Below are 26422 nucleotides of genomic sequence, written 5' to 3'. Positions count from 1 at the left end.
AGCGGACCTGGATGCCAGCCACATGTGCCTTGGCCCGGCACATCCCAACGGCCAGGCAAGCGCAAACGTCCTGCCGCTGGGGCAGGCACGGACGCACTAAAGAGGTGGACGAAAGAGGAGGACGAGAAAGGCTGGGAGAAGACGGAAACGCCCAGGTCGCCTCAGGCCTGCGGCAAAGTCTCTGTAGCGGTGCCGGGCGGCACGGCCCGGGGGCTAGAGTTCTCCGCCGTGCCAGAGGACCCGGCCGCAGATGCGCAGCCGGTTGGCGGCTTCGCCTTCCAGAACCTGGGGCGGATAGGCAGGGTTGTAGCTGACGATGCGCACACCGCCCGTGCTGAAGTCGCGCTCCAGCAGCTTGACGTAGTTCTCACCCTCCAGCTCGATCACATAGACACCATCCTGGGTCAGCGTATCGACCGAGGTGTTGACCAGCAGGATGTCGCCATCATTGATGCGGTCCGCCATGGATCTTCCACGGGCACGCACGATCTTGGCGTTGTGCCTGCCCAGTCCCTTGGACTGCAGCCAGGACGAACGGAAGGCGAAGCGGCCTATCACCTCGTCGGGGCCATTGACGGCCCCATGCCCTGCGCTGACGTGCGCATCGAGCATCTCGATCTGCGTGAACTCGTCTTCGGCCGCCCCGCCATGCCGGGCCCCAGGCTTCGCTGCGCCCGTGCCGTTGAAATACTCCAGCGACCGGCCCGCTCGCTGCGAGGCCCGCAGCAGTTGCCGTGCTGGCACTTCCCCGCGCTTGCGCCAGGTCCGTACCGTTTCAGGCTGAACCTCCATGCCCGCCATCCAGTCGGGTCCCAAGGCTTCAGCCATGCGCGCCAGTACCTCATCAACGTTGGATGTAAGCGCATCAGTCACAGGTTTTGCAGGCATGGCGAATCTTGACACTGGTTCGTTATGGACCAAGAATATGGTTCAAATTGAACCGTTTCCTTTTGAACCAAGAGCGTACAGCCAAAATGCATTCCGAACACCATCCGGCACCTGTCTTCCAGGGCTTTCGGCCTGCTGCCCTGCCTCCCGCCATCGGCATGCACACGCCCGGGTCAGCCGCCTCGCACCCGCACCATGGCACTTGCAGCGATCTGCTTCCGCCCCTGCTGCAGGACTTCGAGCGCCTGATCGGGCTGCAGCCCACGATGGCCCTGGTGCAGCGCTGGGGTGGACTGCGCATCTACGTTCCCACGCCGGACAAGGTCACAGCCGAGCATCCCTATGCAGCCACCATCGGCGTGCCAGCCTTGCTCCAGCTCGCCCGTGAGTATGGCGGCCTGCCCCACTTCCAGCTGCCCAGGGCAGCGCGCGCACTGCAGGCACTGCGCAATCAGCGCATCGCTGCAGACTACGCCACGGACAAAACGGCCCGGCAACTGGCTGCCGAGCATGGGATTACGGAAGGCCAGGTGGGGCGCATCGTTGCGGCGCTGGGCGTGACAGCACCGGCCAGGCGACGGCGCAATCTCGTGGGCTGAGCACAGCCACCGCGACGAAGCAAGGCCCTGGTCGCAAAAAAAGCCACCGGCGCAAGCGGGTGGCTTTGCTGCAAAGCGGACCCTGGGGTCCGCTGGGCCATGTTCAGACCATCAAGGCCAGGCTGGCTTCCAGATGCTCGGTCGGCAGGCGGCGGAAACCCGAACGCGCGTAGCGCTGCAGTCGGCCCAGCGCAAACGATGTCAGCACGCTGGCGGCCACCTGTGCATCGACCGTCGGGGCGGAGGAGCCCAGCGCACCGGCGGCGGGGCGCAGGCACTGGCGCAGCGTGGATTCGATGCGGTCGAAGAACTGGTTCATGCGGGCCTGCAGACGCTCGTGCTCGAAGACGATGGCATCGCCCACCATGACGCGCACCATGCCGGGGTTGCGCTCGCCAAACTGCAGCACCAGGGAGATCACGCGGCTGGCCTGGCGCATTCCGTCCACTGCGGGCCGCTCTTCCTCCGGCACATCCCGCCCGACGATCTGCTGCACCAGCGTGAAGACGGATTGCTCGATGAACTCGATCAGTCCTTCGAACATCTGGGCCTTGCTGGCGAAGTGGCGGTACAGGGCTGCCTCGCTGACGCCCAGATGGGCTGCCAGCGCTGCCGTGGTGATGCGTTCTGCGCCCGGCTTCTCCAGCATGGCCGCAAGCGCCTGCAGGATCTGCTCGCGCCGCTCCCCGGGTTTGGGGCGTTTGCGCGCAGGCGTAGGGGCGGAAGCGGAGGCGGCTTCGTCGGAAACGACATCAGCGCCAGGAGCGGATAAAGGCGACAGAACTTCAGACTCGGACATAAGCAGATCAACTATTTGTAAGTAATTCTCTCACAGCCCTCGGCGGCAACTCCGCACAAAGCTGTCCCCATGAGCGCAACCGTCAGGATCGCTTGCCTGTTGCTTGCGCTGCTATTGTTTCCGAGAGCATGGCCGGCATTTGCAATGGAAGCTCCAAGCGTACCAGCAGGCCCTTGCCCTGCGCTGCGGCGCCAAAGGCCAGAGTGCCCTGGTGCAGCAGGGCGATTTCTTCGGCAATGGCCAATCCCAGCCCGGTGCCGTCGCCGGCCGCGCCCTGCGCGCGGTAAAAGCGCTGCGTGATCTGCGAGCGCTCGGCCTCGGGCACGCCGGGGCCGTCGTCCTCGATCTCTAGGAAGGCCCAGCCTTGCGGTTCATCCGCAGACTGCCCCGCGCCATGGTACATGCCGCAGCGCAGCGTGACGCTGCCGCCGGGCGGCGTGTACTTGATGGCGTTGTCCACGAGGTTGGAAACCAGTTCGCGCAGCAGCCAGCTGTGGCCCCAGACACTGGCGGCCGCCACGTCAAGGCCGAAGTCCAGCCCCTTGGCGCTGGCCTGGTCGAAGAACATTTCCAGCATGCTTTCGCACAGGTCCTTGAGATCCACCTTCTGCAACGGCTGGACTTCGGCATTGCGCGCATCGGCACGTGACAGCGCCAGCAGCTGGCGTGCCAGCTGCGAGGTCCGCCGCGTGGCATCGCGCAACTGCTCGATCTGCGTCACGCTGAGCACCACCTGGGCCTCGGTGCCCTTGCGCCGCGCCTCGGCCTGGGCAGCCTGCGCGCTCAGCGCCCAGGCCTCGACCTGGGCCTGCAAGGCCGCCAGCGGCGTGCGCAATTGATGGGCCGCATCGGCCACAAAGCGCCGCTGGCCTTCGGCCTGTGCGTTGACCAGTGCAAACAGGCGATTGAGCGAGCGCACCAGCGGACGGACTTCGGCCGGCGAGCTGTGCTCCGAGATGGGACTGAGGTCGCGCGGCGAGCGCCGTTCCACCGCCTGGGTCAGGGTCAGAAGCGGCCGGAAAGCCCGGCTGACCGACCAGTAGATGGCGATGCCAGCGCCCGCGATCAGCAGCACGCTGGGCAGCAGCACATGCAGCAGCAACTGGCGCACCCATTGCTGGCGTACGTCGCCACCGTCGGCCAGCACGAGCACCATTTCACCGGCGCCATAGGTTTCGGCGCGCATGACGGCCACGCGGTAGGTCAGGCCGTCATGCTCCTGGCTGTGGAACTCGGCCAGCGGCGTGGAAGGCACGTCGAAGCGGATCCAGGTGTCGCCGGCAACGACATGGCCCTGCAGGTCACCTATGGCATATCCGACGTCGTCGCCGCGCTGGCGCAAGACGTCCTCGATGGCGGGCGTCAGCGCCACCAGGGGCGGCGTTCCCTCGGCGATCGACGGCGCCAACACCGAATCGGCCAGCGCAGGCAGCAGGCGCAGCAAGCGCTGGTCATGCTGGGTGGAGGCTTCGTCTGCCGAGCGATAGCCGAACCAGCCGCCCATCAGTGCCAGCAGCGTCAGCGGCACCACCAGCAGCACCAGCAGGCGAAGGCGCAGATTGGCTGTCATGGGCGGTCAGCGCCTGGGACCATGCGCCATGTCCGCATCAGGCGGCGGTATGCGAGAGTTCCAGCCGATAGCCGAAGCCCCGGATGGAACGAAGCGCCACGCCATGCGGCTCCAGCTTGCTGCGCAGGCGAGAGACATAGACCTCGACCGCATTGGGCGTGATCTCGCGGTCCCAGCCCGTGAGCGCCTGCAGCAGCTTGTCCTTGCTGGCGGGCTTGGGCGCGTGGATCAGCAGGTATTCCAGCACGGTCCACTCGCGCGGGCCCAGGTCGATGGGCAGCAGTTTGCCCTCGCTCTCATCGTCTTGCGCAGGCTGGCGCGCGCCGGCGCGGCGGCCTGCCGTGTCCAGCTCGATGGGACCAAAGCTCAGGACGGCCGATGTGGCTGCCTGCGAGCGGCGCAGCAGCGCGCGCAGCCGGGCCAGCAGTTCGGGAAGCTCGAAGGGCTTGACCATGTAGTCGTCGGCGCCCTGGTCCAGGCCCTGCACGCGGTCCTGCAGCGCATCGCGCGCCGTCAGGATCAGCACGGGCATGGCCGAGCTCTCCACCGCGCTGCTGCGCAGGCGGCGTGTGAGTTCCAGCCCGTCGATGCCCGGCAGGCCGATGTCGATCACGGCCAGGTCGAAGGCTTCCTGGGCCAGCACCTCCAGGGCGCGCTCGGCACTGCCGACCCAGTCCACGGCATACCCCGCATCGGACAGCCCCAGCTTGATGCCGCTGGCCACCATCACATCGTCTTCCACAAGAAGCAAACGCATATCAAACCTAAAAAACAAAAGCCGCCCAAAGGCGGCTTGCAGCAAACCGGCCCAGGCCGTCAGACCACGCCCGGGCCATGCGCGATGGTAACGCGAACCGCAAAGTCCGCGCCATCGGGCCTCAATGGCTGCGGATCATGGTGCCATAGGCCTGGTCGGTCAGGATTTCCAGCAGCATGGCATGCGGCACGCGGCCATCGATGATGTGCACGGCGTTGACTCCCGCCTTGGCGGCATCCAGGGCGCCGCTGATCTTGGGCAGCATGCCGCCCGAGATGGTGCCGTCGGCGAACAGGGCGTCGATCTCGCGCGCCGTGAGGTCGGTCAGCAGGCTGCCCGCCTTGTCCAGTACGCCGGGGGTGTTGGTCAGCAGCACCAGCTTTTCGGCCTGCAGCACGGTGGCCAGCTTGCTGGCGACCACGTCGGCGTTGATGTTGTAGCTCTCGTTTTCCTCGCCAAAGCCGATGGGGCTGATCACGGGGATGAAGGCGTCATCCTGCAGCGCGCGCACCACGCTGGGGTCGATGGAGACGATGTCGCCCACCTGGCCCACGTCGTACTCGATGTTCGGATCCTTGTTGTCGACCATCTTGAGCTTGCGTGCGCGGATCAGGCCACCATCGCGCCCTGTCAGGCCCACGGCCTTGCCACCGGCCTGGTGGATCAGGCCCACGATGTCCTGCTGCACCTCGCCGGCCAGCACCCATTCCACGACTTCCATGGTTTCCGCGTCGGTCACGCGCATGCCCTGGATGAACTCGCCCTTCTTGCCCAGGCGGTTGAGGGCCGTCTCGATCTGCGGCCCGCCGCCATGCACCACCACCGGATTCATGCCCACCAACTTCAGCAGCACCACGTCTTCCGCGAAGTCGGCCTGCAGGGCCGGATCGGTCATGGCGTTGCCGCCATACTTGATGACCATGGTCTTGCCATGGAACTTGCGGATATAGGGCAGGGCCTGGGCGAGGATTTCGGCCTTGTCGCGGGGGGCAATCGAGAGGATATCGTTCATGGTGCTAGCCCTGGGGCGTGGAAGTAGTCAACAACAAGGCGGGCATTGTGCCGCAACTGCGCGGCAGTGTTGCATGCCCGGATGACGGAACGCCCACTGGCGCCCGGCCATCATCCATTGTTCTGCATCCAGCCCGGCAGCTTGAAGCGCACGATGGCCAGATAGGCGATCACATAGCTGACCACGAACAGCAGGCAAAAACCCACCAGAACGGGCGTGTTGCTCCAGAACAGCAATGCCGGCACCACGGTCAGCAGCGTGAACGCCCACAGGTAGGGCGAAGTCCGGTTATTGCGACGCAGCATGCGCCGTGCCAGATCGTCGTCGAACACGCCGCGCACGATGCGCCGGTAGATCAACTGGTGGAAATGCAGGGCATCCGCCATGCCCGGCGACATGCCGCGCATCAGCTTGCGGTAAATGGAAAACACCGTCTCCCAGACCGGATAGATCAGCAGCAGCATGGGAAACCATGGCGACACTGCGGAATTGCGCTGCACCAGGGCAATGCTGGCCAGGGCAATCGCCAGCCCCCAGACATAGGCCCCGCCATCGCCTGCAAACATCATGCCGCGCGGGTAGTTCCAGACCAGGAAGCCGCAGGTAGCGGCGGCCAGCGTCACCAGCATGGCGGCCAGGGTCCGGTCCCCCACCTGCAGTGCCACGTGGGCCAGCGCCAGGCAGATGATGGTGGCCACCATGCCGGCCAGCCCGTTGTAGCCGTCGATGATATTGAAGGCATGGGGCAGCCCCGTCAGGGCCAGGACGGCCAGGCCCATGCCCAGCCAGGGCATGGCCGGGCCCAGTGCCTGTTCCAGCCAGGGCCAGCCGAGCCGGGGCACGGTGAGGCCGCACAACAAAACCGCCAGCACGGCGCTCAGCAGGGTCAGCACCAGCCGGTAACGCACGCTCAGGCGCTGCGATACATCCTCGATGACGCCGCCGACCACGGCCGGCAGCATGGCGGCCAGGCACACAACCACCCACAGCTGCATGCGCAGCGAGGAAGGATCTCCGCGCATGCTCAGCCAAGTGCCCACACCCCAGGAGACAGCCAGCCCGAGGTACATCGGCACGCCCCCAAGCCGGGGTACCTCGCCGATGTGAAAGCGCTGCGGCTTGTCGTATCCGTAAGAGGACGTCGAGGACCGCCCAGCCCAGCGCACCAGCAGTGCACAGCCGGTGCAAGACACCATGAAGGCCAATACCGCCATCCAGATCACGATGGCTCCCCGTGCAGGCTGCGCAGCGAGGGCGCTGCTTGCGGCAGGTCTCGGGCCTTGCGGTAGGCCGGACGGCTCCACAGCCGCAGCAGGCTGGCCACGTGCCATGCGCCATGGCGCAGGCTGCGCCGGCTCGCCCTCTGACCCGCATGGACGACAGGCAACTCACCGCGCCGAAGCTCTCCGCCCAGCACCCGCAGGCGAAGGCACAGATCCACATCCTCACAATACATATAGAAACCTTCGTCAAACCCACGCAGCCGCATCCAGCTATCCCGGCCCAGCACCAGGCAGGCCGCATTGACCCATTCCACACGCTGCTCCACACGCCCGTGCAGCTTGCGTCGCAGCAAATTCCAGAAAGATGGCAGCTCCCGCTCGAAATCCTGCAGCGTGCCGTCTTCGCCGATCTGCGGGGGATAGGCCAGGGCCAACCCCGGCCGGGCCGCCAGCGCCAGAAGCTCTTGCAGCGGCTCTTCCTGCGCTCCCCAGTACACGTCAGGATTGACCACGCAGACAAACGCCTCCCGGGCATTCGCCAGCGCCCGGTTGTGGTTGCAGCCAAAACCCAGGGGTTGCGCATTGCGCCGTATCTCCAGGACAAAAGGCCAGCCGGTCGCTGGAGCCAGGGGCTCCGGTTCGGGAATATTGAGCGTCAGCACCACGCGGGACATCGGCGCAAGGCGCGCCGAACCCAGGCATTCAAGCAGCCTCTGTATATGAGCGCCATGTCCGTGGCTCACCACCGACACGACCAACGATGAACCCATCAATGCCGCCCTTCAGATCTTCAAATTCCAACCCGCATACCTGCGCCGAAAAAACGGCGGCTCCGAGTATTCAGCGGAAGGCGCCCGGAAGGCGTCAGCGGGTATGCCGTGATGCAAGGAAATGCAACAGCCGCACAAAATGTCATTAACCCGCCATGCCAAGCAATCACTGCGGTGGCCGGGATTATGATGCGCGACAATCTGCCGCCCGGACTTCCGGGATTTTTTGCGCCTGGCCTGGGCGTGCTCCGCCGCTCTCTGCGGACCGGCCACGGTCGACTGGCGCAGATGAATATGACGGGCGATCGATCCCTGCCCGGACCGCGCCTGGCACCTCATTTCCTATGACCACACCCATTCCCGATCCCCACGTCTACCTGCGCACCGTCGATCTGAACGAGCGCACGTCGCTGTCCGTGCTGGCCGGCCATGTCCGGGCCCAGGCGCACATACTGGATCTGGGCTGCGGCAGCGGCGCGCTGGGCGCCTTCCTCGCCGAGCACAAGCAATGCGTCTGCGACGGCGTCACCCTGAGCCAGGAAGAGGCTCGCCATGCCGCGCCCTTCTACCGCCATGTCCATGTGGCCGACCTGGAGGACTGCGACCTGGACCAGCTCTTCGGCGACGCGCGCTATGACTACATCGTCTGCGCCGACGTGCTCGAGCACCTGCGCCAGCCCGAGCGCATCCTGGCTGCCTGCCGCAAGCGGCTGACACCCGAAGGCCGTCTGCTGATCTCCGTGCCCAATGCAGGCTACAGCGGCCTGGTGGCAGAACTGCTGCATGGCGAATTCCGTTACCGCGAAGAAGGCCTGCTGGACCGCACTCACCTGCGCTTTTTCACGCGGCGCTCGCTGTCGCGCTTTCTGGCCGAGCAAGGCTGGCAGGTGGACGACATCGACACCATCGAGCGGGCGCTACCCGAATCCGAATTCCGCGTCGCCTACGACAGCCTGCCCCCTGCCGTTGCCCGCCACCTGCTGGCCACGCCCGATGCACTGGCCTACCAGTTCATCGCCAGTGCAGCGCCCGCCGCCCAGGCGCTGCCCATCGAGCCGCCGCTGAACTACCCCCAAGGGCATGCGCTGTTCACGGCCCAGCTCTATATCGCCCGCAATGGACGGTATGAGGAACACGACAAGCTATCGACCACAGGAAGCATCGGCCAAGCCCGCCAGACCCTGCGTTTCCAGCTGCCACCCGACGGGGCGGCTGTAAGTCATCTTCGGCTGGACCCTGCTGATCGTCCTGGCTTTGTGCATTTGCACCGGATTTCGCTGGTGGATACCCACAATGGCACAGCTTGGCAATGGATGCCGAAGGATACTGAATCAGCACTACTGGGGCAGCGCCCCATCAACAGATCGCATGGAATGCGCCCTGCCCTCCCGCAGCCTTCTCGTTAATGCTGCTGCTGACCGGTGATGATCCCTGGTTCGAGCTGCCCATTCCCTCTTCTATCCTTGAAACGCATCCAGGAGCCTCGCTTGAGATAGAACTGGGCTGGCCCATGTCCGCAGACTATCTGGCACTCTCGCAGGTGGTTCGGCCATTGCAGAGCCAGCTTGAGCAGGCAGCCGCCGCACAGGACCGATGGAACCATCAACGCTCCGAGTTGGAGAAAGATATCCAGCACCGCGACCAAACCATAGGTCAGCTCAAGCACCGCAACGCCCTGCTCGACGAAAGCCACCAAGTACAAAGCCAAGAGCGCGCACGCTGGCAGCAGGAAGCCAGTCGGGTACAGCGTGACTTTGCGCAGCTTGTGCAGCATCTACACAGTATCGAAAACTCCAACATATTCCGGGCAACGCGCCCGCTCGTCCACGCAAAGATGCGCCTTGATCGACTTTTGGGCCGCAAACCGGTAGCGGCGGCTGTCCGTACACCCGTACCACAGACGATTCCCGACCTCCCCGTAGATGTGATTGTTCCCGTCTACCGAGGACTGGATGACACGCGCGGCTGCATCGAATCCGTGCTGGCCAGTCAGTGCCGAACGCCATGGCAGCTGATCGTCATCAATGACGCCAGCCCGGAGCCAGGCGTCACACAATGGCTGCGTGAACGCGCGGCGCAGGACAAACGCATCACCCTGCTGGAGAACGAGGAGAACCTCGGCTTCGTCGGCACCGTCAACCGGGGCATGGCGCTGAACACCGCCCATGACGTGCTGCTGCTCAACAGCGACACCGTGGTTGCCAATGACTGGCTGGACCGCATCCGCCAGGCCGCCTACGGCGATGCACGCATCGCCTCCGTCACGCCGTTTTCCAACAACGCCACCATCTGCAGCTACCCGCGCTTTTGCGAGGGCAACGACCTGCCGCCCGGCATGGATACGGCCGCCATCGACGCACTGTGCGCGCGCACCAATCCCGGCCAGGTGGTGGACGTGCCGACCGGCGTGGGCTTTTGCATGTACATCCGCCGCGACAGCCTGAACGCCGTCGGCCTGTTCGACACCGAGCACTTCGGCAAGGGCTATGGCGAGGAAAACGACTTCTGCCAGCGTGCCGCAGCCGCTGGCTGGCGCAACCTGCATCTGCTGGACACCTTTGTGCTGCACACAGGCGGCGTGAGCTTCGGAGAAAGCAAGAGCCCGCGTGAACGTGCCGCCATGGAAACCCTGCGCCGCCTGCATCCGCGCTACGAAGCCGATGTCATGGCCTTCGTCCAGGCCGACCCTGCGCGCACCGCGCGCCTTGCGCTGGACGTGGCACGCCTGCAGGCACAAGCCGCACACCAGCCTGTGGTGCTGGCCGTGCTCCACGACCGGGCGGGCGGCACAGTGCGCCATGTGCGCGAACTGGCGCAGTTCCTGCAAGGCAAGGCCCTGTTCCTCATGCTGTCCCCGGCCGCCGGTGGCGTCGTGGTCCTGCGCCGTGCCGAGGAGAAGGAAGCATTCGAGCTCGCCTTCCGCATCAACGACCAGATGGAGGAGCTGGTGCAGGCCCTGCGCCAACTGGGCGTGGTGCACGTGCACTACCAGCATCTCCTGGGCCACAGCGAAGCCATCCTGGACCTTCCCGCCCGTCTGGGTGCGGCCCATGACTTCACGGCCCATGATTTCTATACCTACTGCAAGAACATCTCGCTGACGGGCATCGACAACCGCTACGTCGAGCCGCCCCGTGCGGGCGAGTGCGGCTGCTGCGAACCCACGGATACAGCCCCCTACGCCGGCACCGTGGCCCAGTGGCGCCACCGCAATGCGCTGCTGCTGAACAGCGCGCGCCATGTGCTGGCCCCCAGCCAGGACACGGCCAGCCGGATCGCCGGTTTCGTGCCCGGTGCCCGCGTCCAGGCCGTTGCCCACACCGACCTGCCGGCCCAGCTGCCGGCCCCGGTGGCACACCCGCTGGCCGCCACGGCCCCGCTCAAGATCGTCGTACTGGGAGCCATGAGCGCCATCAAGGGCGCCGACGTACTGGAAGCCGTGGCGATCGAAGCCGCCAAGCGGGGAGCTCCTGTGGAATTCCATCTGCTCGGCTATGGCTACCGCAGCCTGCAGACCCAGCCGCGCGCACGCCTGACCGTGCACGGCGGCTACAAGGAAGAAGAACTGCCTGCCCTGCTGCAGTGGTTGCAGCCCGACCTGGCCTGGTTCCCCGCCCAATGGCCGGAGACCTACAGCTACACCCTGAGCGCCTGCCTGGCCGCCGGGCTGCCGATCGTCGCGCCCGACATAGGAGCCTTTCCCGAAAGGCTGGCGGGCCGCGACTGGTCCTGGGTCATGCCCTGGGACGCCAACGCCGTCCAATGGCTGGACTTCTTCGCGCAAATACGCGAACGCCACTTCATTGAAGGGCAGCCACCGCAGCAACCCGCCGCAGCAGGGAGTGCGTCCGCCCAGCCGGGAGCCACTTTCTATGGCGACGGCTATCTCCAGGGGCTGCAGCCGCGCGATCAGGCCCTGCTCCAGCCACTGGATTCGGCTTTCCTGGCCACACATCGCCTGCAACGCCAGGACCATGCTGCAAGATCGGGGGCCTTGATCCTGCTGGCCAAACTGCGCTCGCTACCCATCCTGCGCGGCGTGGCCAGGCGTATTCCCGCGCACTGGCAGCGCCGGGTCAAGAATTGGCTGCAGGCCTAGGTGCCGCCCAGGCAACGCCAGCCATCGCTGCGCCATCCGGATGCAGGGCCGCTCCACGCCATACCATGACATCAAGGCCAGGCCCAATGTCAAGGCAAGCGACAGCAGCATGCAGATGCTCAATGACCAGCCCTCACGCAGGCAAATGGCCGTCATGGCCTGCTGGACGGGGAAGGCGTAGATGTAGACGCCATAAGAAAGATCGGTGCGCCAACGGTGGCTTGCGGCCACATGGCCTGCATGGGCAAGATAAAAACTTGCGCAGGCCACCAATCCCCATACTGCCACCTGGCGCATCCAGGTGCTGGCGGTGAGCAATGCGCATACAGCCAGCACCAGCGCGGCTGCAGCCATCCATGTGCGATGGCGTATGCCATAGGCAGCCATCGTGCTTCCCAGAAAGAAGGGAACACCAAATCCGCAGAAGTCCCGCCAGCGGAACATATCGACCAGCGGGGTGTGGATGGCATCCAGGCCCTGGTCCCACCCCTTGACTCTGGCCATCTGCCACAAGATCGCCAGTACGCCAGCCATGAGGGGATGGATCCAGCGCTTGCCTCTTGCAAGCCATGCCAAGGTGGCCAGCACAAGGTACATCGCCAGCTCATACCGCAACGTCCACAGGGACCCGTTGACCGTATAGGCAAAGGGATTGGATTCGAATACGCCCGGCAGTATCTGAACCGTGGCCTGCCCTGTCATGTTGTTGATCAGATGACTCCAGGTTTGCGGTGACTGCCAGTACTGCAGCGAATCAAGCGAGGTCATCGCCCAGCCGATGACGAAAACCGAGAAAACCACGGCCATGATCAGGCCCGGAAAAATCCGCATCAGCCGCCTCAGCCAGAAGGCATGCCAGACCGGCTCGCGCATCCAACTCCGGCATACCAGATACCCGCTCATGAAGAAGAATACATAGACCGCAAGCGACCCCAGACTGTGGCCGGCAAAGGGTTCGGCAAGACGCAGGCGGTAAAGAAACTCTCCGTGCGCAACAAACACTGCAAGCGCCGCCGTCAAGCGCAGCATGTCAAAGCGGTTCCCCCTCTCTTCAACGCTGCGCATGGCACTCCCTTCTAGGTGCGGTACAACAAGTGTTTGAGCCGCAGCATCGGCGACTCGACCAAGTGCCAGGAGGCATAGCCAGCAGCCAGCGCAAACATCCATGCAAGCGCCGGACTGGAGTGGAATGGCAGCTGAGGCCACAGTGCCTGAACGGCCTGCGGGATGAGACAACCCAGCACGTAGACACCATAAGAAGGATCTCCGAGTCGATGCAACCCGGAAAACACCCTAGAACGCATGGAGCCCAAATAGATGAGCTGCTGCAGCAGCAACAGGCCGGCAGAGTGCTCCAGCTTCAAGCCAAAGAAAAGCACCGCAGCCGCAGGTGCCAGGATCAACAGCAAGTTTCAACCATGGGCAGCAAAGGCAGGCTGCAATAGCGCGATCAGCGATCCATAGGCGAAATAGGCCGGATACTCGAACCAATGAAACATGGTTCCAGCCAAAGCGGCATTGCGCCGTGTCAGGAAAAAGACCAGATATCCTGCTGCGGCCAAGCTGGCAAGAAGCCTGGACTGCAGCACGCCCAATATGCCCAGTGCAGCAAGCACCACGCAGCACATCAGCTCGATGGGGATGGTCTACAAAGGGCCGTTCATCAACCCTGGCAGCGGATTGGAAGCAAACACGCCCGGCATGAAGGCGTAGTCCTTGATCAGCAGCAGATTGCGCCAGTGATCCAGGGTCTGCGGATGAAGCCAGAACTCCTTCAGCGGCAATGAAGTAAAGGCCGGACCGAACAGCAGCACGCCAACCACAACAGCCACCAGCATGCCCGGCCACACCCGCAACAGACGCTTGGTCATGAAGGCCGCCGCACGCGGATCGCGCAGCCAGCTCAGCGTGACAAGAAAGCCGCTGATCGTGAAGAAAGTCATCACTGCCACGCCGCCCACATGTCCGCATGCAGCCACGATGACGGTCTGGTGCCCGTGATATGGAAATGATGGCTGTAAATGACTGCAGATGCAGCGGCTATGCACAGTGCATCAAAGCCATTGGAATATGCAGACCGCACGGGTGAAGAGATCGTGGGGGCCGGCCCCTGCATGACTTCGTCAGGTCTTGCCCAACAGCAGCAAAATCTCGTTGTTGCGCAACCACTCCTCGGGATAGCGCCCCGCCAGCGCCTCGGGAATGGGCATGTCCACCTGGCGCCGCTCCTCGCGCAACACTTCAAAGCCGGCCTGCCTTGCGATATTGACCAGTTCGTCTGCAGTAAACCGGTTCAGCGCCTGGTACTCCTTGAAGACAAAGCGCTTGTAGCCATCGACACCGAAATCGGCAAAGCCGAAGTCCACCTCGGCGGCGTCCAGCGGGCCCTCATGCTTTTCGATGATGCGCCACAGTTCCTCCTCCGACGCCAGCAAGTGGTGCCAGGGCACATCGTCGTAGCGCCGCAGATGAGATCCCCATGGTGAATGGAAGAGCGGCTCGATCTGCAAAAAGAACACCCCGCCTGGGCGTAGACAGGCATGCAGATCGGCCAGAATGGGCAGCACCTTGTCGCGTTGCACATGCTCGAAGGTAGACCATGTAAGCATCCCGTCGTAGCCCGCATGCCGCGTGGCCAGCGGCTCGTTGGGCACGATAGTCTCAAAGCTGAGCGCCGAAGGCACTCGCGACATCCCCAGTTGCTCGCGAGCGATGCGTGGCAACTTGGTGTACTCCTGGCGGATGTCAATGCCGTGGATACGGGTGGCCCCATGGCGCAGCACCAAGGCCAAGTCTGTGATGCCGTCGCCGCAGCCGAAGTTCAACAGCCGCGCCTTGGACATGTCCAACTCCTGCCCCAGCCAGCTATGCACCACGTCGGCCGCATAGTCGAAATGTGCGCGAAACCACTCATCCGTGATCTTGCCTGCATCCCACGGAGCCAAGCCGAACAGTCGCTCCTGCCAACGGCGCCCCCACAAGCTCAATCGATCCGCCATATTCCTCCTTCAGTTCAACATCATTGCCGGGCGCAAAAGCGCGGCCATTGTCCCCAGAGATGCCACGCTGCCGGGCTCTTCCAGATCAGCGCCTCCAGCTGAGCGAGCATTTCCAATGTCATATCCTGCGCGCCAGCACCGGGTCCGAAGCACACGATTTCCAGAAATCTCTGGCCGGTGGCCACATCTAGCCCAGTTGCATAGACCGCATAAGCCTGCGGCTGGCGCGCTGCCATCTCTGGTATGGCCATCGACAGCAACACCTGTTCGCCCAGCAGCCCAAACACCTGCCCCTTGCCAGAGCCGTCCTGGGGCACATCGAGCAAGGCCAGAATCTGTTCATTGCGCGCAAGCGCGTCCTTGACCTGGCGCAATCCCCTTGGCACAAACACCAGGGGTTGTTCGAGAGCCTGCTCCACGGAACGCAATCGCGCCTTCACGTAGCGCATGAGCACCCATCTGCCATGGAAGCTTGCATTCTCAGCCGGGGCGGAGAGCGCGTGCACGCTCAGACCCGCTTGCCGCGCATGGCGCAGGCCCCACATGCCCGCACCCCAATGGAACGTGAACAGAAATGAAGGCCTTCCATGTTCCATCCAATCGCCACGGACCTGCAAGTGGCGGCGCATCCAGGCATCGGAACGCGTGCGATGCAAGTAATGGTCCGCATGGTCCACCAGTTGCACCAGCTTGCGCTCCCATAACCAATGGAGCCGATCCTGCGCAAACCCCTTGGCATGGGCCTGCCGCCAGTCTGCCTCGCAGGCTTCACGATACAGCCATTGCCATCGCGCCAAACGCCGGAAAATCCGAAAGCAAAATGTCCAAGGCAGCACGGCAGCCAGCCCGGGAATCAGCACCAGTTCCAAAAGGTCCCTGCCCTCGCACCACAGGCGCCGCACCATGGCTTTCAAGGCGCCTCCCAGCGGTGCGGCAAATGCACGATACCCGGCAGCGGCTGGTCAGAGATAAAGCGCAGGGACCGAAAACGCAGCCACTCATCCATGACCATCAGACCCGTCTCATCAAACAGATAGGCGCTGACCACGTAGTCGCCTGTATGCAGCGGCAGCTCGGGAAAGCGCAAGTCCATGCCCCAGCTGCCGTCGGCCTGCCGCACAGGCTTCACGCCCTCCGTATGCATGGCCACTGAGGTGATGCCCACACCATTGAGCTGCTCCAACATGAAGCCAAAGCTGGGCGCCGCCTCATTCGGCACATGGGCTCGGAAGCGCAACTCCAGGTCATGACCACGCAGGATCGGCAGTCCGTCGGCCGAGGCCTGTGCAGCATCAAGCCCAGGCATGTCCACCGACAACAGATGAGCGGCATCGCTGGCATGCGGTTTGTTTGAAAGCGCAGCATCCGCCTGTGCCTGCTGCTGCGGCAAGGCCTGCGGGTGTTCCCCGGAAGATTGTCCTGGCTCCTCACCCGCACGACTTGCGGCTTCATAGGCGGCCAGCACGCTCTCGGTTTCGCCCAGTGCATGCACCTGCCCCTTGACCAGCCACAGCGCACGATCACACAGGTGGCGGATGTGATAAGGGCTGTGTGAACAGAACAAAATTGTGCAACCGCTGCGCCGGAAATCCAGAATGCGCTCTATACACTTCTTCTGGAAGCTCTGATCACCTACAGCCAGCGCCTCGTCGATGATCAGTACGTCGGGCCGCACAGCCGTCACCAGCGCAAAGGCCAGCCGCACCGTCATACCCGACGAGTAAGTCTTGACGGGGCGATCCAATGCTTCGCCCAACTCGGCAAAAGCAACGATCTCCGCCTCTAGCGTGCGCATCTGTACTGCATCAATGCCAATCAGGCTGCCACCGAAATACAGGTTGTCGCGCCCGCTGAACTCTGGATGGAAGCCCGCTCCCAGCTCCAGGATCGCCGTCACGCGCCCGTCGCGCGAAATGCTGCCGGTGGACGGGTGAAGCGTGCCGGCCAGCAGCTTGAGCAACGTACTCTTGCCGGCGCCGTTGTCACCGATAACACCCAGGCATTCGCCGCGGTGCAGGGCGAAGGACACATCGCGCAGTGCCCAGTGGCTGCGGTGCAGAGCCTTGCCCGTCAGCAGCGCACGTGCGCGGCGACCCGGTGAATCGTAAAGCTTGTACTCCTTGCCAACGCCCTCGACGCGCAATGCCACGTCCTGCGATCCCTTGTATTCCATCGCTGCGTTCATAGCCAATCCACCAGTTCATCCCGGCTGCGCTTGACCAGGATCGAAAGCACCACGGCCAGCAGCAGCATCCAGGCCAGCAACGCCACCCAGACCTGCCACTGCGGCCACATCCCCTGCAGCAAGGCCGACTGGTAACCCAGCACCAGCGCCGTCACGGGATTGAGCCACAGCAGCCAGCGCCACTGCTCGGGAAACAAGGTCAGCGGAAACAGGATGGGCGACAGATAAATGCCCACGGACAGCAGGAAACCCACCAACTGCACCGTATCGCGCAGGGCTGCGGCCAGGATGGCCAGCGCATAGCCCAGCAGCAGGCTCAGGCACAACTGCGCCAGCAGCAGCGCAAGCACGCTGGCTACTGGCCACTGGAATCCGTGCAGCGGCGCATAGGCCAAGGCCACCAGCAGCAGCAGCGGTGCAAAGATGATCTGGCTGGCCAGAACGGCCCGCACGGGAAACAGCACCGTAGGCAAGGCATTCTTTTGCAGTAGCCCGCCCGCGTCGATCAGGCTGTTCATGCCGCGCGATATCGCATCGCACATGGCCATCCACGGCAAGGCCCCCACCACCAGGAAGGCGCCGACGGCGCGCGTGGGAGCGCCATCGCCCAGCCGCATGCGAAACACCACGTCGAACACCAGGTAGTAGGCAGCCACCGTGCACAGCGGCTGCAGGTACAGCCACACCACGCCCATTGCCGTGCCCTGGTAGCGTGCCGCGACCTCGCGCCGCGTCAACACCCACATCAACTGGCGCGAGCGCCACAAGGCGCTCCATTCATCGCACAAGGTCCGCATGCCACTCCATCGGTTGCAGCCACCGGCCCGACACCACGCCGGACACCACAGCAAAACGGCCTGCCTCAGACAGGCAGGCCGCGAAAAAAACAGGCGAGAGTCTAAGCCAAGCGGCCCGCCACGTCTGTCAGAAGATGCACCTTCTTATTGGGCCTTTGGCTGGGCGGCCTGGCTTTGCGAGTACGCCTGCACAGCGGCCTCGTCCACCTTGAACTCCTTGCGGATGGCATTGGCTGCAGCCACACGGCCTTCAGCCTGGGCCTGTTCGATCACTTCCTTGACCAGGGCATCACGCACTTCGGCGAAGGCTTGCTGGCCTGCAGGTTTGCGGTCCAGCAACTGCAGCACATGGAAGCCGAACTTGCTCTGCACAGGGCCACTGATCTCGTTCTTCTTGAGCGCAAAGGCGGCCTGCTCGAACTCGGGCACCATCTTGTCCTTGCCGAAGAAGCCCAGGTCGCCACCGCGCGCGGCAGAACCCTTGTCGGCAGAACGCTCCTTGGCCAGCGCCGCAAAGTCGGCGCCACCGCGCAGGTCGGCAACCAGCTTTTCGGCCTGCGTACGCGCTGCATCTTCCGTGCCGGCAATCAGGATATGGCGTACATGCACCTGCTCTTCCACCGCGAAGCGCTCGGGGTGGGCCTTGTAGATATTGCGCGCCTGGCCTTCCGCCGCAGTGGCCGAAGGCGTGTTGTCCGCATCGATCTTGGCCAACCAGGCATCGGATAGGATCTTGTCACGCGCCACATTCAGCGCGGCCTGTACGCTGGCGGACTTGTCCAGGCCCTGCGCCTGGGCCTTTTGCGCCATCACACGGCGCACCAGCAGGTTGTCGGCGATTTGGCTCACATTCTGGGGGCGAGCCAGCAGGCCCGCACGCACCTCGGGAGGAATGCGCTGCGCATCGGCCTGCAGATCATCCACCGTCACGCTCACGCCTGCACCAGAAGCCAGCACGACAGCGGACTGACTAGCCGCCGGCTGAGCAGCCAGTGCCAACACTGGAGTGCAAAGCGCTAGGCTGAGGAAGCCCTGGCGCAGGGTATGTCGGGACAAGGGAAACTGCACTGTCATATCCATCTTTCCAAAAAACCAATAAAAAAAGCGGGGTTGCCCCCGCTTTTATAGATGAGCCCGAAAGACCGGGCTCATGCAGCCAGATTACTTGGCCAGGTAGACGTGAGGCCAAGTCACGCCGTAGTTGCCGACCATGTTGGCGTTGGCAGCAGGGTTGGTGCCCTTTTGGAAGGCGGAGCCCAGCACCGGCACGGTCTTGTTGAAGGACACAGTGCCCCAACCGTCGGTGTAAGGAGTCGTTGCATTCTTCTGCGACAGGGCAGCGCCCAGCACGGAAGAACCACCGAAGCTCACCACGCTCACTTCGCCGCAAACTGCCAGCTTGGTGGTGGTGCCGGGCGAGAACACGGCGCCGTCCTTCTTGCTGGTTTCTTCGCGATCGAAGAAGGTCTGACCATCGGCCGTAGCGCAGATCTGACCAGCTTCGTTCACAGACGACAGAGCAGGGTTGCTAGTGAACAGGAAGTTGGTAGCTGCGAAAGTAGCGCCGTCCTTCACACCCACGTTGAAAACGCGGTAAGCCTTGTCCGTTTCCTTCACGTTCGTGTTGAAGGGCGCGTCAGCAGGAGCGGTAGCAACGTCAACCAGGGCGCCGGGAGCTGCGCTGTCGGCCACGCCGTAGGCCTTGCCCACGGGAGCTGCGTAGTTGGCAGCAACCATGTAGCGGCGGGTAGGCATGGAGAACACCCAGTCAGTCTTGGCCGAAATGGTCTTGTCGGTCACGTACTGATTGGTAACAACGCTACGAGCCAGCTGTGTTGTCAGCGCAACAGCTTGAGCATCGGCATTGGCGGGAGTCACTGCGCCTTCCAGCGGAGTGGAAAGATCAGGCACATCGTAATGTTGTGCTTCGATCAGACCAGCAACCAGCAGCGGATCTGCCGAAGGCAGAGCTGCAGGCTGCGCCAGCTGGGGCGAGTACAGGTTGTTGATTGCAGCAGAAGCCTTGATCGCGGTAGCAGCACCAGAGTACGTGGTGGAATCAGGCACGTTGATCACGTACCAGGAACCAGCCAAGCCGTCCGTAGGAGTGGTCAGGCCATAAGCACCAGCGCCAGTCGAGTCAAAGGCGTTGTTTTTGCTGGGATCGATGCTGTCCAGCGCTGCCAGAGCAGCAGCCGTGCAAGGAGCCTTGCCGTTCACGTGCTTGATGGCAGTGTACAGAGCGGAGTTGCTAGCTGCGCTGGTGGTATCCCATGCATCCTTGGCGGCGTTAGGCACGCGCTTGCCGGAAGCCAGATAAGTCTTACCGGAGTCGATGTCAGCCATATTGAGGATTTCAATATAGCCTTCGCGGGTCTGGGCATTCTTCTGCTCATCGGTCCACGAGGACAGCGTCAGGCGATCCTTGATGAAAGGAACTGCCGTACCGGGGGTGATGGCAGGCACCGTGCAGGTGTTGTCGGCAGTCACCAGTTGAGCCAGGCCGTTGGCGTCAGCAGACACGGCAGCAGTCCACACGTCGCCAGGCGACAGGAACACTTGGAAGTCCAGCACATCGTCGGAGTTGGAAGCGCCGCGGAAGCGAACCTTCACAGCCTTGCCATGTTCACGATCAGTGTTGGTCAGGTGGAACACCGTGGAGTTGCCGGCCTGCGCGGTGTAGTAAGGCACCACCAGGATGTGGCCCGTGCCGCTTTCGTTCACAGTCAGTGCTGCAGACGCTGCACCGGCAAAGCCCAGGCCACCGATCATGGTGGCAATGCTCAGGGCCAGAACATTTTTCTTCATACAAGTTTCTCCAGTAAGAAAAGGAAGGGGAGTTTGATAACTACCACCACGATTGATCGCCCGGGAATCCTAGCATAGTGAACCTTGCCAGGACACCATTCACCGCGCACAATTTCTTGCCCGGCGTTTCAAAAAAACGACAACGGCTGCAAGCGACCCTGTTTACCACGGTAGAAGCTGCGCCCTCGCCGCACCTCCATGGAAAGCCCGCTGATAGTAACTGAAAAGTTGCAGCGCAGACCATGGGCCGGTTGGAGAGTCTGGCTTTTTTGCACCGCGGACTGTTGCCTTACAGCCACAAGCCCACTGCCGTCAACTTACCATGCTTGGCGCTACGCAAGCATGGCAACCGTCTCTGTCGTGGCATCTGCGCACGGCATGCCTATATAAATAGGACAACGCCTAAGGTTACCGGCAGTTGCCGCAGTGCCTTAGGCCTTGCTTGCCATCGAATAAGGAAAAACCCCATGCCAGCTGGAAATGCACTGGGCTGACTGGCCAAGCGAGATCTGCATTAAGTATGCGTGCGCTTACTTCTTGTAAATCCACCACTGACCATCCTCACGAATCCACACCTCATCAGCATATACAGGCACCTTGGTGCCACGCATCATGGGAGGAGTGACTTCAAACTTTTGCTTCAACACGCACCGATCCTGGGCTTCTTCGCAGGCCACTGAGACCACCTCGCGCCTATCGACCATGGGAATGCCCGCATAGTCAACGCGAAAACTCTCCACGTCCTTGATCTGACGGTATGACGGCGGCGTGAACTTGTAGGCCTCGGCCACGTTGTTCTTCATCCGCGCATCCCAGAAGGCGTTGGAGCGCTGGGTGATCACATCTTCGTTGGAACGGCTGGGCATCTGGGCGCAGCCGACCACGGCGGCAGAGATGGCCAGGAGCAACAGGGAGGAGAGCTTGGTGGGGGAAATTTTCATGGTATCGGGCATTTCTTCGGAAAGTTCGCAGGTTTGACCCAGCGCAACAAGATTCACTGGGCACGTTATGGCACGGCCGGGACGTTGGAGCTGTTTTGCTGCGCAGGAGTTCTGAGCAGCGGCGACAGCGAGCGCATGTGCTCGCGCAAATCTTCGCTGACCTCGCGTATGTCCACATCGGTGCGCACCACGCGGGGCGTGATGATGACGAGCAGTTCGGTGCGCCGCATCGAATTGTTGGTTGCACCAAAAAGGTTCCCTACCACTGGAAGCTCATGCAGAACTGGAATGCCGCTGCGTCCATCGGAGGTGTTCTCCTGGATCAGTCCCCCCATGACGATGGACTCGCCCGAACGGACGGACACCCTGCTGGACAGCTGCCGCTGCAAGAAGGTGACCTGCTGGGTGATTTCATCCTTCGCCCCCACATCGGTCACCATCTGGTTGACGGTCATGGTGACGATGTTGCCGGCGTTGACCGAGGGCGTGACCTGCAGGTTCACGCCCGTATCCTTGTACTGGTAACTGACAGCATTGCTGCTGCCAACAGTCGTCGTGGAAATCTCCCCCGAGCGATAAGGTTGTTGTGTACCAACCGAAATCGCTGCAGTGTGGTTGTCCAGCACCATCAACGAGGGGCTGGCCACTACCTTAACGTTGGTCTTGGTGGAGAGCGCGTTGAGTGCTGCCTTGATCGTTCCCGCCGAATTCTTCAACGTGTAGTTGAAACCTTGCCCAATGGCAGCGGCGATATCAGCTGTGGTTCGCTTCGATTCAGTAGAGATCAGCCCCGAGCCCGAGTACCCCTTGTTGCCCACATCTCCACTAAACGCCCACTGAAGCCCATACTCCAGGCCATCGTTGAGCGTAACCTCAACGATGCTGGCTTCGATCAAAACTTGCGTGGGGGGCAGATCCAGCCGCTTGAGTGCAGCCTCGATGCGTTCGTATTCAGCGGGAGTACTCCAGACCAGCACCGAATTGTTGAGCTCATCGGCCATGACCCGCACGGTGCCCAGGTTGGCCACGGTGGAACCCGTGCCCTGGTTGATGCCGGTTTGTGAGCCAACGCCCGATTGCCCGAAACCCGTGCTGCCCGTGCGCAGTCCAGTGCCCGAGTTGAATCCACTATTGCCAAAGCCGCTGTTGCCGAACCCGCTGTTGCCGAACCCGCTGTTGCCGAACCCGCTGTTGCCGAAGCTACTGTTGCCGAAGCTACTGTTGCCGAAGCTACTGTTGCCAAAGCTGCTGTTGCCGAACCCCGTGTTGGTCGAGGTGCCCAGACCCGGCGCGACGCCGCTGTTGGTGCCGGTGCCGCCCGTGGAACCACCGAAGATACCGGACAGCACACCCGCCAGATGCCGGGCATTGCCGTTTTGCACGCGGTAGATGTTCAGTTGTGCCTGACTGCCACCGCTGCCAGGCTGGTCCAGCTTGGCAATCCAGCGGCGAGCCTCCTCCAGATAGGCTGCACGCGGCGTGATGACGAGGATGCTATTGAGCCGCTCTATGGGCATGATGCGCAAAGCGCCAAATAGCGGGTTGCCTTCACCCAGGCCAGCGACCGCGCTGGCGGCCCCGGCCGCTGCCGTACCGGGCACCGTACCAGAGCGCACGGCGGCGGCACCTGCCGGAGCCACGGCACCCTGGGCACCTGCGGCGGCGCCCCCACCGCCGACCAGCTGCAGGGCCGCGCTCACCTCCTGCACCGAGACATACTTGAGTGGGAACACACCCACCGACATGCCTTCAAGCAGGTTGATGTCGAAAGTGCGAACCATGTCGAGCCAGCCTTCGGCCTGGGCGCGCGAGCCCGCCATGACCAGCAAGTTGCGCACGTTGTCCACGCGCACGATGGCGTCGGAGGGAACCATGGGACGCAGGATGGCCGCCATTTCATTGGCGCCGATGTACTGGAGCGGCACGAGGATGGTGCCGTAGCCGGGAGCCATCTGAGTGCCGACGCTTGCCTGGCGCACGCTCGCGCCAATGCTCTTGAGTGCATCGATGCGGCCCACGTGGTAAGTGCCCCGCACATCGCGCACCATGGCCATGCCGTTGGCCTGCAGTGCGGTTTCGAGAAGATTGAGCGCCTGATCCGCCGAGACGGCACTCTGCGTGCTCATCGTGACCGTGCCGGAGATGGGCGGGTGCAGCACATAGTCGACCGACAGCAGGTCGCCCAGTATGGTTCGCACGACCTGGGCCAGGGGGGCTTCCTCGAAGCTGAGCTTGATGGAGTCCCCCTTGACGGCAGGCGCATCCTGGGCCTTGCCCAGCAGCTTTCCGGTGCCTTCGATCACCCGGGGCTGGGACTCGTCGGACTCGCTCTTCTTCTTGCCCGTTTTCACGGAGCCATCTGCCTCGTCTGCAGCAAAGGAAAAATCCTGCGCAGAGCTTGCTTCACTGAAGTGGCTGACGAAGTTGTTTCTATTGGGTTGCGCGCAAGCCAGCAGCAGTTGGCAGACAGCCAACGCCAGCACGGTGCGCACGGGGCGGTTGGGAAATTTCATGGTGTTCTTAACCCATCTGTTCATGGTTTGTCGGCACGCTGTGCCCTGGATCCGCCGAATACAGCCCTGGATGTGCGCTGCGGCGGTGCCGGAGCATCGGCTGCGGCAGGCTCCGGAGCCGCTTGCGCGGGCACCGGCTCGGACGGCCGCTGAGTCGGCGCACGGGCACCTGCTGGTAGATTCGGCCCCTTGTCAAGCGCGGCTCGTTTGAGGTCTATGGTGCGTCTGGTGCCCGCGCGTTCAAGCTCGATATAGCGCCCCTGGATACCAACGAGCTTCCAGCCACCCAGGCTCTGATTGAGCATAAGGCGTTGGTCCTTGCCTTCCAGGCGCACGATGGCGCCCGATGCCTGCCCCTGGAAAGTGCCCAGCACACTGGCGTCTTTCCACACGTCCGGCGGCTCGGGCGGCGGAGCCTCCACCTTCTTGACGGGTGGTGGCGGCTTGCGGCTCATGGAAAACAGGGGGCGCTCCTGCATGGTCAACAGCCAGCGCTCCTCCTCCCCTCTGCCGGAAGCTGCAGCCGGGGGCGGCATCAGCGCCTGAAGGTTGGATTTCAGTGGCTCAGGCGGTGTCCAGCCGGTCTGGCGCAGGTGCAATTGCGGAGTCAGCCATGACCATGCCAATGCGCCGCACAGCGCCAGCAGCATCACGCCCTCGGCGGCGCCCAGTAAATTGCGCTGCATCATGACACCTTGCTCCGGAAGATGCTGACGGTAAACTGGGCGCTGAGATCGGGCGCCAGTTGAGGATTGGTGTTTTGCAAACTGCCGCGAAGGTTGACCTGCAGGTCATCCACCCAGATCGTCGGCTGTATGGCGCGCACGGATGCCAGCGCCATCTGGACGGCAGGCCATGGCCCTTCGGCGGTCATGGAAACGGAGATACGCTCGTAGGGTCCCTCTTCCGACGTCGCCTTGACTTGGCTGCTCGTCACCGACAGGCCCGCGCGGTCCATCACGGAACGCAGTTGCTGCTGCACGCCGTTGCCGGTCTGGGTGCTGTCACTATCCCCGGGATATACATGCTGGGCCCTTATGCCCTGCAGTTGCTCCAGAGCCTCCTGGATCTCGGTCTGCTGCTGCTGCATGCCCAGCACGCGCGCATAGCGCGGCTCCAGCGATGCGAGCTGCCCATCGGCCCATTGGTGCTTTCCGTATACCCACAAGGCCACCAGCACCAGGGGAAGCACCAATACAGCCGCCGACAGCGTCAGCAGCAGGATTTGCCGCCCCGACAGACCGGGCGTTGGATTGATCATGGTGTGCCTTTCTTTTCTGCCGCAGCAGGGGTTTCAGGCGTTTCGCTGGTAGCGTCAGGAGCTGCCTGTGCTTCTGCTTCAGGCGAAGCCAGGACGCCAAAGACCTTGGGGTCCAGCACGGCCTCGACGGTGTAGCTTTCCTTGTTGGATCCCGATGCCCTCGTCACGGCTGAGGGCATGCGCACCTCCAAAAAGCCCGGAGCCTTGGACATGAGCTGCACCACGTTGGATGCATTGCTGCTGAGGCCTTGGATCGCCAGCTTGGATCCACTGAACGATACCCGCTGTACAGCCGTGTCATCGGGAAACAATTGTGTGAGCGCTGCCATGACCTGCAGGTGATTGATCTGCTCGCGCTGCAGCTTCTGAAGCGCGGCAATCTCCTCGACCCCGGTCACCAGGCCCTGGCGCTGGGCCGTCACCTCCCGTGTCTCGCGCACGATCTGGTCGAATTTCCTGCTGGCGTCGACGGCTTGCAGATACAGCTTGGCAGTCGGCGTGATGGCCAGGGCCAGGCCTGCCGCCACAATGGCCGCAAGGCCGGCACCAATCCATCGGCGTTGCCGGGATTCACGGGCCAGCCGCGGCCCCTCGCCAAAGCCTGCGAGCAGCACAGGCATGGCCGATGTGCTGGCCCAGATCTCCGGCTGCGCCTGTCCGGCCAACTGGCCAGCGGCATCCCGCAGGGCTTGCTGCACCAGCGCATTCGACGTGATCACCAGCTCCACACGCTGCCCTCCTGCGGGGTCCGTGGCCACCACATAGGCCCAGAGCGTCTCGAGCGCGGGAAACGGCGACATGGTCTGCACATCCAGCGCCACAGCACCGTGCAATGCCTGAGCAGACAGCGAAGGCATACGCAAGGTGCGCAGCAGCAGTTGATCACCGCCCATCAGCACGGCCGAGCCTGAAGGCTTGCGTCCGCTTGCCTCGCGTTCAACGGCCCAATGCCACTGGCCTGCACGCACCCACGCATGGGCGAGCCCTCCATCAGCCTTCACGACACGCACCAAGGCAGCGGGAAGGCTGCGGCGCAGCAGCGGCAGGCCCATCAGTTGGCCCCATGCAGCACGCAATTGCCCAGCCGCCGCACTGAGGTCCAGTCCGAACAGCTTTGTGTCAGTACTCAGTGCCATGGGCTCCCATCCATTCGCAACACGGCCTGTCCACGCAGGCCCCTTGGTTCATCATTTGCCTGATC

At 63.2% G+C, this 26422-nt stretch carries 23 protein-coding genes and 1 pseudogene; 2 read left to right on the top strand and 22 right to left on the bottom strand.

Features of this window, described 5'->3' with window-relative positions; all coding sequences use genetic code 11:
- Positions 1-213 precede the first annotated feature (213 nt).
- A complete protein-coding gene (locus tag CLV01_RS06840; protein WP_099734686.1) occupies positions 214-828 on the bottom strand; it encodes a S24 family peptidase in 615 nt (204 codons plus the stop codon).
- 146 nt (positions 829-974) lie between these two features.
- Between CLV01_RS06840 and CLV01_RS06835 the strand changes: the two genes are divergently transcribed.
- Positions 975-1487: a Mor transcription activator family protein gene (locus CLV01_RS06835; protein ID WP_099734687.1), complete on the top strand. Its 513-nt coding sequence runs from the start codon at positions 975-977 to the stop codon at positions 1485-1487.
- A gap of 103 nt (positions 1488-1590) precedes the next feature.
- Here CLV01_RS06835 and slmA read toward each other — a convergent pair whose 3' ends face one another.
- The 6 genes from slmA to CLV01_RS06805 all read right to left on the bottom strand — a co-directional run bounded on the left by slmA (position 1591) and on the right by CLV01_RS06805 (position 7618).
- On the bottom strand, positions 1591-2286 hold the full coding sequence (gene slmA, locus CLV01_RS06830) for a nucleoid occlusion factor SlmA (RefSeq protein WP_012203254.1): 696 nt from the start codon (positions 2284-2286) through the stop codon (positions 1591-1593).
- A gap of 82 nt (positions 2287-2368) precedes the next feature.
- Positions 2369-3856 carry a sensor histidine kinase gene (locus CLV01_RS06825; RefSeq protein WP_099734688.1) on the bottom strand — a complete coding sequence of 496 codons (1488 nt, stop codon included), beginning with the start codon at positions 3854-3856 and terminating at the stop codon, positions 2369-2371.
- A gap of 37 nt (positions 3857-3893) precedes the next feature.
- The gene (locus CLV01_RS06820; RefSeq protein WP_012203252.1) at positions 3894-4613 is read right to left on the bottom strand and encodes a response regulator transcription factor; all 720 of its coding nucleotides are present in this window, start codon (positions 4611-4613) and stop codon (positions 3894-3896) included.
- Between the two features lie 121 nt (positions 4614-4734).
- Positions 4735-5625 carry an acetylglutamate kinase gene (gene argB / locus CLV01_RS06815; protein ID WP_012203251.1) on the bottom strand — a complete coding sequence of 297 codons (891 nt, stop codon included), beginning with the start codon at positions 5623-5625 and terminating at the stop codon, positions 4735-4737.
- A 110-nt stretch (positions 5626-5735) separates the two neighbouring features.
- Entirely contained in the window at positions 5736-6839 is a 1104-nt protein-coding gene (locus CLV01_RS06810) for a glycosyltransferase family 4 protein (protein ID WP_012203250.1), read from the bottom strand.
- 5 nt (positions 6840-6844) lie between these two features.
- The gene (locus CLV01_RS06805; RefSeq protein WP_099734689.1) at positions 6845-7618 is read right to left on the bottom strand and encodes a glycosyltransferase family 2 protein; all 774 of its coding nucleotides are present in this window, start codon (positions 7616-7618) and stop codon (positions 6845-6847) included.
- A gap of 344 nt (positions 7619-7962) precedes the next feature.
- Here CLV01_RS06805 and CLV01_RS29820 point away from each other — a divergent pair.
- Positions 7963-11717, top strand: a pseudogene (locus CLV01_RS29820) (methyltransferase domain-containing protein).
- Here the strand turns inward: CLV01_RS29820 and CLV01_RS06795 are convergent.
- The 15 genes from CLV01_RS06795 to CLV01_RS06735 form a co-directional block, all read right to left on the bottom strand.
- A complete protein-coding gene (locus CLV01_RS06795; RefSeq protein WP_099734691.1) occupies positions 11640-12782 on the bottom strand; it encodes an acyltransferase family protein in 1143 nt (380 codons plus the stop codon). The pseudogene CLV01_RS29820 and the gene CLV01_RS06795 sit on opposite strands and share 78 nt — an antisense overlap.
- Before the next feature lie 11 nt (positions 12783-12793).
- Positions 12794-13126: a hypothetical protein gene (locus CLV01_RS29415; RefSeq protein ID WP_257221215.1), complete on the bottom strand. Its 333-nt coding sequence runs from the start codon at positions 13124-13126 to the stop codon at positions 12794-12796.
- A gap of 3 nt (positions 13127-13129) precedes the next feature.
- The gene (locus tag CLV01_RS29410) at positions 13130-13333 is read right to left on the bottom strand and encodes a hypothetical protein (RefSeq protein ID WP_256974521.1); all 204 of its coding nucleotides are present in this window, start codon (positions 13331-13333) and stop codon (positions 13130-13132) included.
- A 30-nt stretch (positions 13334-13363) separates the two neighbouring features.
- Positions 13364-13696 (bottom strand): hypothetical protein, encoded by a 333-nt coding sequence (locus CLV01_RS29405; RefSeq protein WP_373681036.1) that lies wholly within the window; start codon positions 13694-13696, stop codon positions 13364-13366.
- Positions 13697-13840: 144 nt separating this feature from the next.
- A complete protein-coding gene (locus CLV01_RS06785) occupies positions 13841-14716 on the bottom strand; it encodes a class I SAM-dependent methyltransferase (protein ID WP_099734692.1) in 876 nt (291 codons plus the stop codon).
- 20 nt (positions 14717-14736) lie between these two features.
- Positions 14737-15630: a hypothetical protein gene (locus tag CLV01_RS06780; RefSeq protein WP_143044489.1), complete on the bottom strand. Its 894-nt coding sequence runs from the start codon at positions 15628-15630 to the stop codon at positions 14737-14739.
- Positions 15627-16901, bottom strand: coding sequence for an ABC transporter ATP-binding protein (locus CLV01_RS06775; RefSeq protein ID WP_099734693.1), 1275 nt, complete (start codon positions 16899-16901; stop codon positions 15627-15629). Before CLV01_RS06775 ends, CLV01_RS06780 begins: the two co-directional genes overlap by 4 nt.
- Positions 16898-17698 carry an ABC transporter permease gene (locus tag CLV01_RS06770; RefSeq protein ID WP_074920501.1) on the bottom strand — a complete coding sequence of 267 codons (801 nt, stop codon included), beginning with the start codon at positions 17696-17698 and terminating at the stop codon, positions 16898-16900. Before CLV01_RS06770 ends, CLV01_RS06775 begins: the two co-directional genes overlap by 4 nt.
- A 144-nt stretch (positions 17699-17842) precedes the next feature.
- Positions 17843-18628, bottom strand: a complete 786-nt coding sequence (locus tag CLV01_RS06765) for a peptidylprolyl isomerase (protein WP_257221213.1) — start codon at positions 18626-18628, stop codon at positions 17843-17845.
- Between the two features lie 231 nt (positions 18629-18859).
- Positions 18860-20506 (bottom strand): cell surface protein, encoded by a 1647-nt coding sequence (locus tag CLV01_RS06760; protein ID WP_099734695.1) that lies wholly within the window; start codon positions 20504-20506, stop codon positions 18860-18862.
- 530 nt (positions 20507-21036) lie between these two features.
- The gene (locus CLV01_RS06755; protein WP_143290092.1) at positions 21037-21447 is read right to left on the bottom strand and encodes a hypothetical protein; all 411 of its coding nucleotides are present in this window, start codon (positions 21445-21447) and stop codon (positions 21037-21039) included.
- A 65-nt stretch (positions 21448-21512) separates the two neighbouring features.
- On the bottom strand, positions 21513-23960 hold the full coding sequence (gene gspD, locus CLV01_RS06750) for a type II secretion system secretin GspD (protein ID WP_099734697.1): 2448 nt from the start codon (positions 23958-23960) through the stop codon (positions 21513-21515).
- Positions 23961-23980: 20 nt separating this feature from the next.
- Positions 23981-24649 (bottom strand): hypothetical protein, encoded by a 669-nt coding sequence (locus CLV01_RS06745; protein WP_099734698.1) that lies wholly within the window; start codon positions 24647-24649, stop codon positions 23981-23983.
- A complete protein-coding gene (gspM, locus tag CLV01_RS06740; RefSeq protein ID WP_074920512.1) occupies positions 24646-25221 on the bottom strand; it encodes a type II secretion system protein GspM in 576 nt (191 codons plus the stop codon). The genes CLV01_RS06745 and gspM overlap by 4 nt, the downstream gene beginning before the upstream one ends.
- Positions 25218-26357: a PilN domain-containing protein gene (locus CLV01_RS06735; RefSeq protein ID WP_074920515.1), complete on the bottom strand. Its 1140-nt coding sequence runs from the start codon at positions 26355-26357 to the stop codon at positions 25218-25220. Before CLV01_RS06735 ends, gspM begins: the two co-directional genes overlap by 4 nt.
- Between the last annotated feature and the right edge of the window lie 65 nt (positions 26358-26422).

Origin of the sequence: Delftia sp. 60 (assembly GCF_002754395.1) — a bacterium.
Lineage (GTDB): Bacteria > Pseudomonadota > Gammaproteobacteria > Burkholderiales > Burkholderiaceae_C > Comamonas > Comamonas acidovorans.
The sequence above is the reverse complement of the archived record's forward strand: the minus strand, read 5'-3'. Positions and strand labels throughout refer to the sequence as shown.

Bases quoted from the DNA above. Each gene is read 5' to 3' on its own strand.
- CLV01_RS06745 (WP_099734698.1), bottom strand. From the start codon at position 24,649: ATGATGCAGCGCAATTTACTGGGCGCCGCCGAGGGCGTGATGCTGCTG.
- CLV01_RS06835 (WP_099734687.1), top strand. From the start codon at position 975: ATGCATTCCGAACACCATCCGGCACCTGTCTTCCAGGGCTTTCGGCCT.
- gspD (WP_099734697.1), bottom strand. From the start codon at position 23,960: ATGAAATTTCCCAACCGCCCCGTGCGCACCGTGCTGGCGTTGGCTGTC.
- argB (WP_012203251.1), bottom strand. From the start codon at position 5,625: ATGAACGATATCCTCTCGATTGCCCCCCGCGACAAGGCCGAAATCCTC.
- CLV01_RS06770 (WP_074920501.1), bottom strand. From the start codon at position 17,698: ATGCGGACCTTGTGCGATGAATGGAGCGCCTTGTGGCGCTCGCGCCAG.
- CLV01_RS06755 (WP_143290092.1), bottom strand. From the start codon at position 21,447: ATGAAAATTTCCCCCACCAAGCTCTCCTCCCTGTTGCTCCTGGCCATC.
- CLV01_RS06785 (WP_099734692.1), bottom strand. From the start codon at position 14,716: ATGGCGGATCGATTGAGCTTGTGGGGGCGCCGTTGGCAGGAGCGACTG.
- CLV01_RS06840 (WP_099734686.1), bottom strand. From the start codon at position 828: ATGGCTGAAGCCTTGGGACCCGACTGGATGGCGGGCATGGAGGTTCAG.
- CLV01_RS06805 (WP_099734689.1), bottom strand. From the start codon at position 7,618: ATGGGTTCATCGTTGGTCGTGTCGGTGGTGAGCCACGGACATGGCGCT.
- CLV01_RS06735 (WP_074920515.1), bottom strand. From the start codon at position 26,357: ATGGCACTGAGTACTGACACAAAGCTGTTCGGACTGGACCTCAGTGCG.
- CLV01_RS06795 (WP_099734691.1), bottom strand. From the start codon at position 12,782: ATGCGCAGCGTTGAAGAGAGGGGGAACCGCTTTGACATGCTGCGCTTG.
- CLV01_RS06825 (WP_099734688.1), bottom strand. From the start codon at position 3,856: ATGACAGCCAATCTGCGCCTTCGCCTGCTGGTGCTGCTGGTGGTGCCG.
- CLV01_RS06810 (WP_012203250.1), bottom strand. From the start codon at position 6,839: ATGGCGGTATTGGCCTTCATGGTGTCTTGCACCGGCTGTGCACTGCTG.
- CLV01_RS06760 (WP_099734695.1), bottom strand. From the start codon at position 20,506: ATGAAGAAAAATGTTCTGGCCCTGAGCATTGCCACCATGATCGGTGGC.
- gspM (WP_074920512.1), bottom strand. From the start codon at position 25,221: ATGATCAATCCAACGCCCGGTCTGTCGGGGCGGCAAATCCTGCTGCTG.
- CLV01_RS06775 (WP_099734693.1), bottom strand. From the start codon at position 16,901: ATGAACGCAGCGATGGAATACAAGGGATCGCAGGACGTGGCATTGCGC.
- CLV01_RS06820 (WP_012203252.1), bottom strand. From the start codon at position 4,613: ATGCGTTTGCTTCTTGTGGAAGACGATGTGATGGTGGCCAGCGGCATC.
- slmA (WP_012203254.1), bottom strand. From the start codon at position 2,286: ATGTCCGAGTCTGAAGTTCTGTCGCCTTTATCCGCTCCTGGCGCTGAT.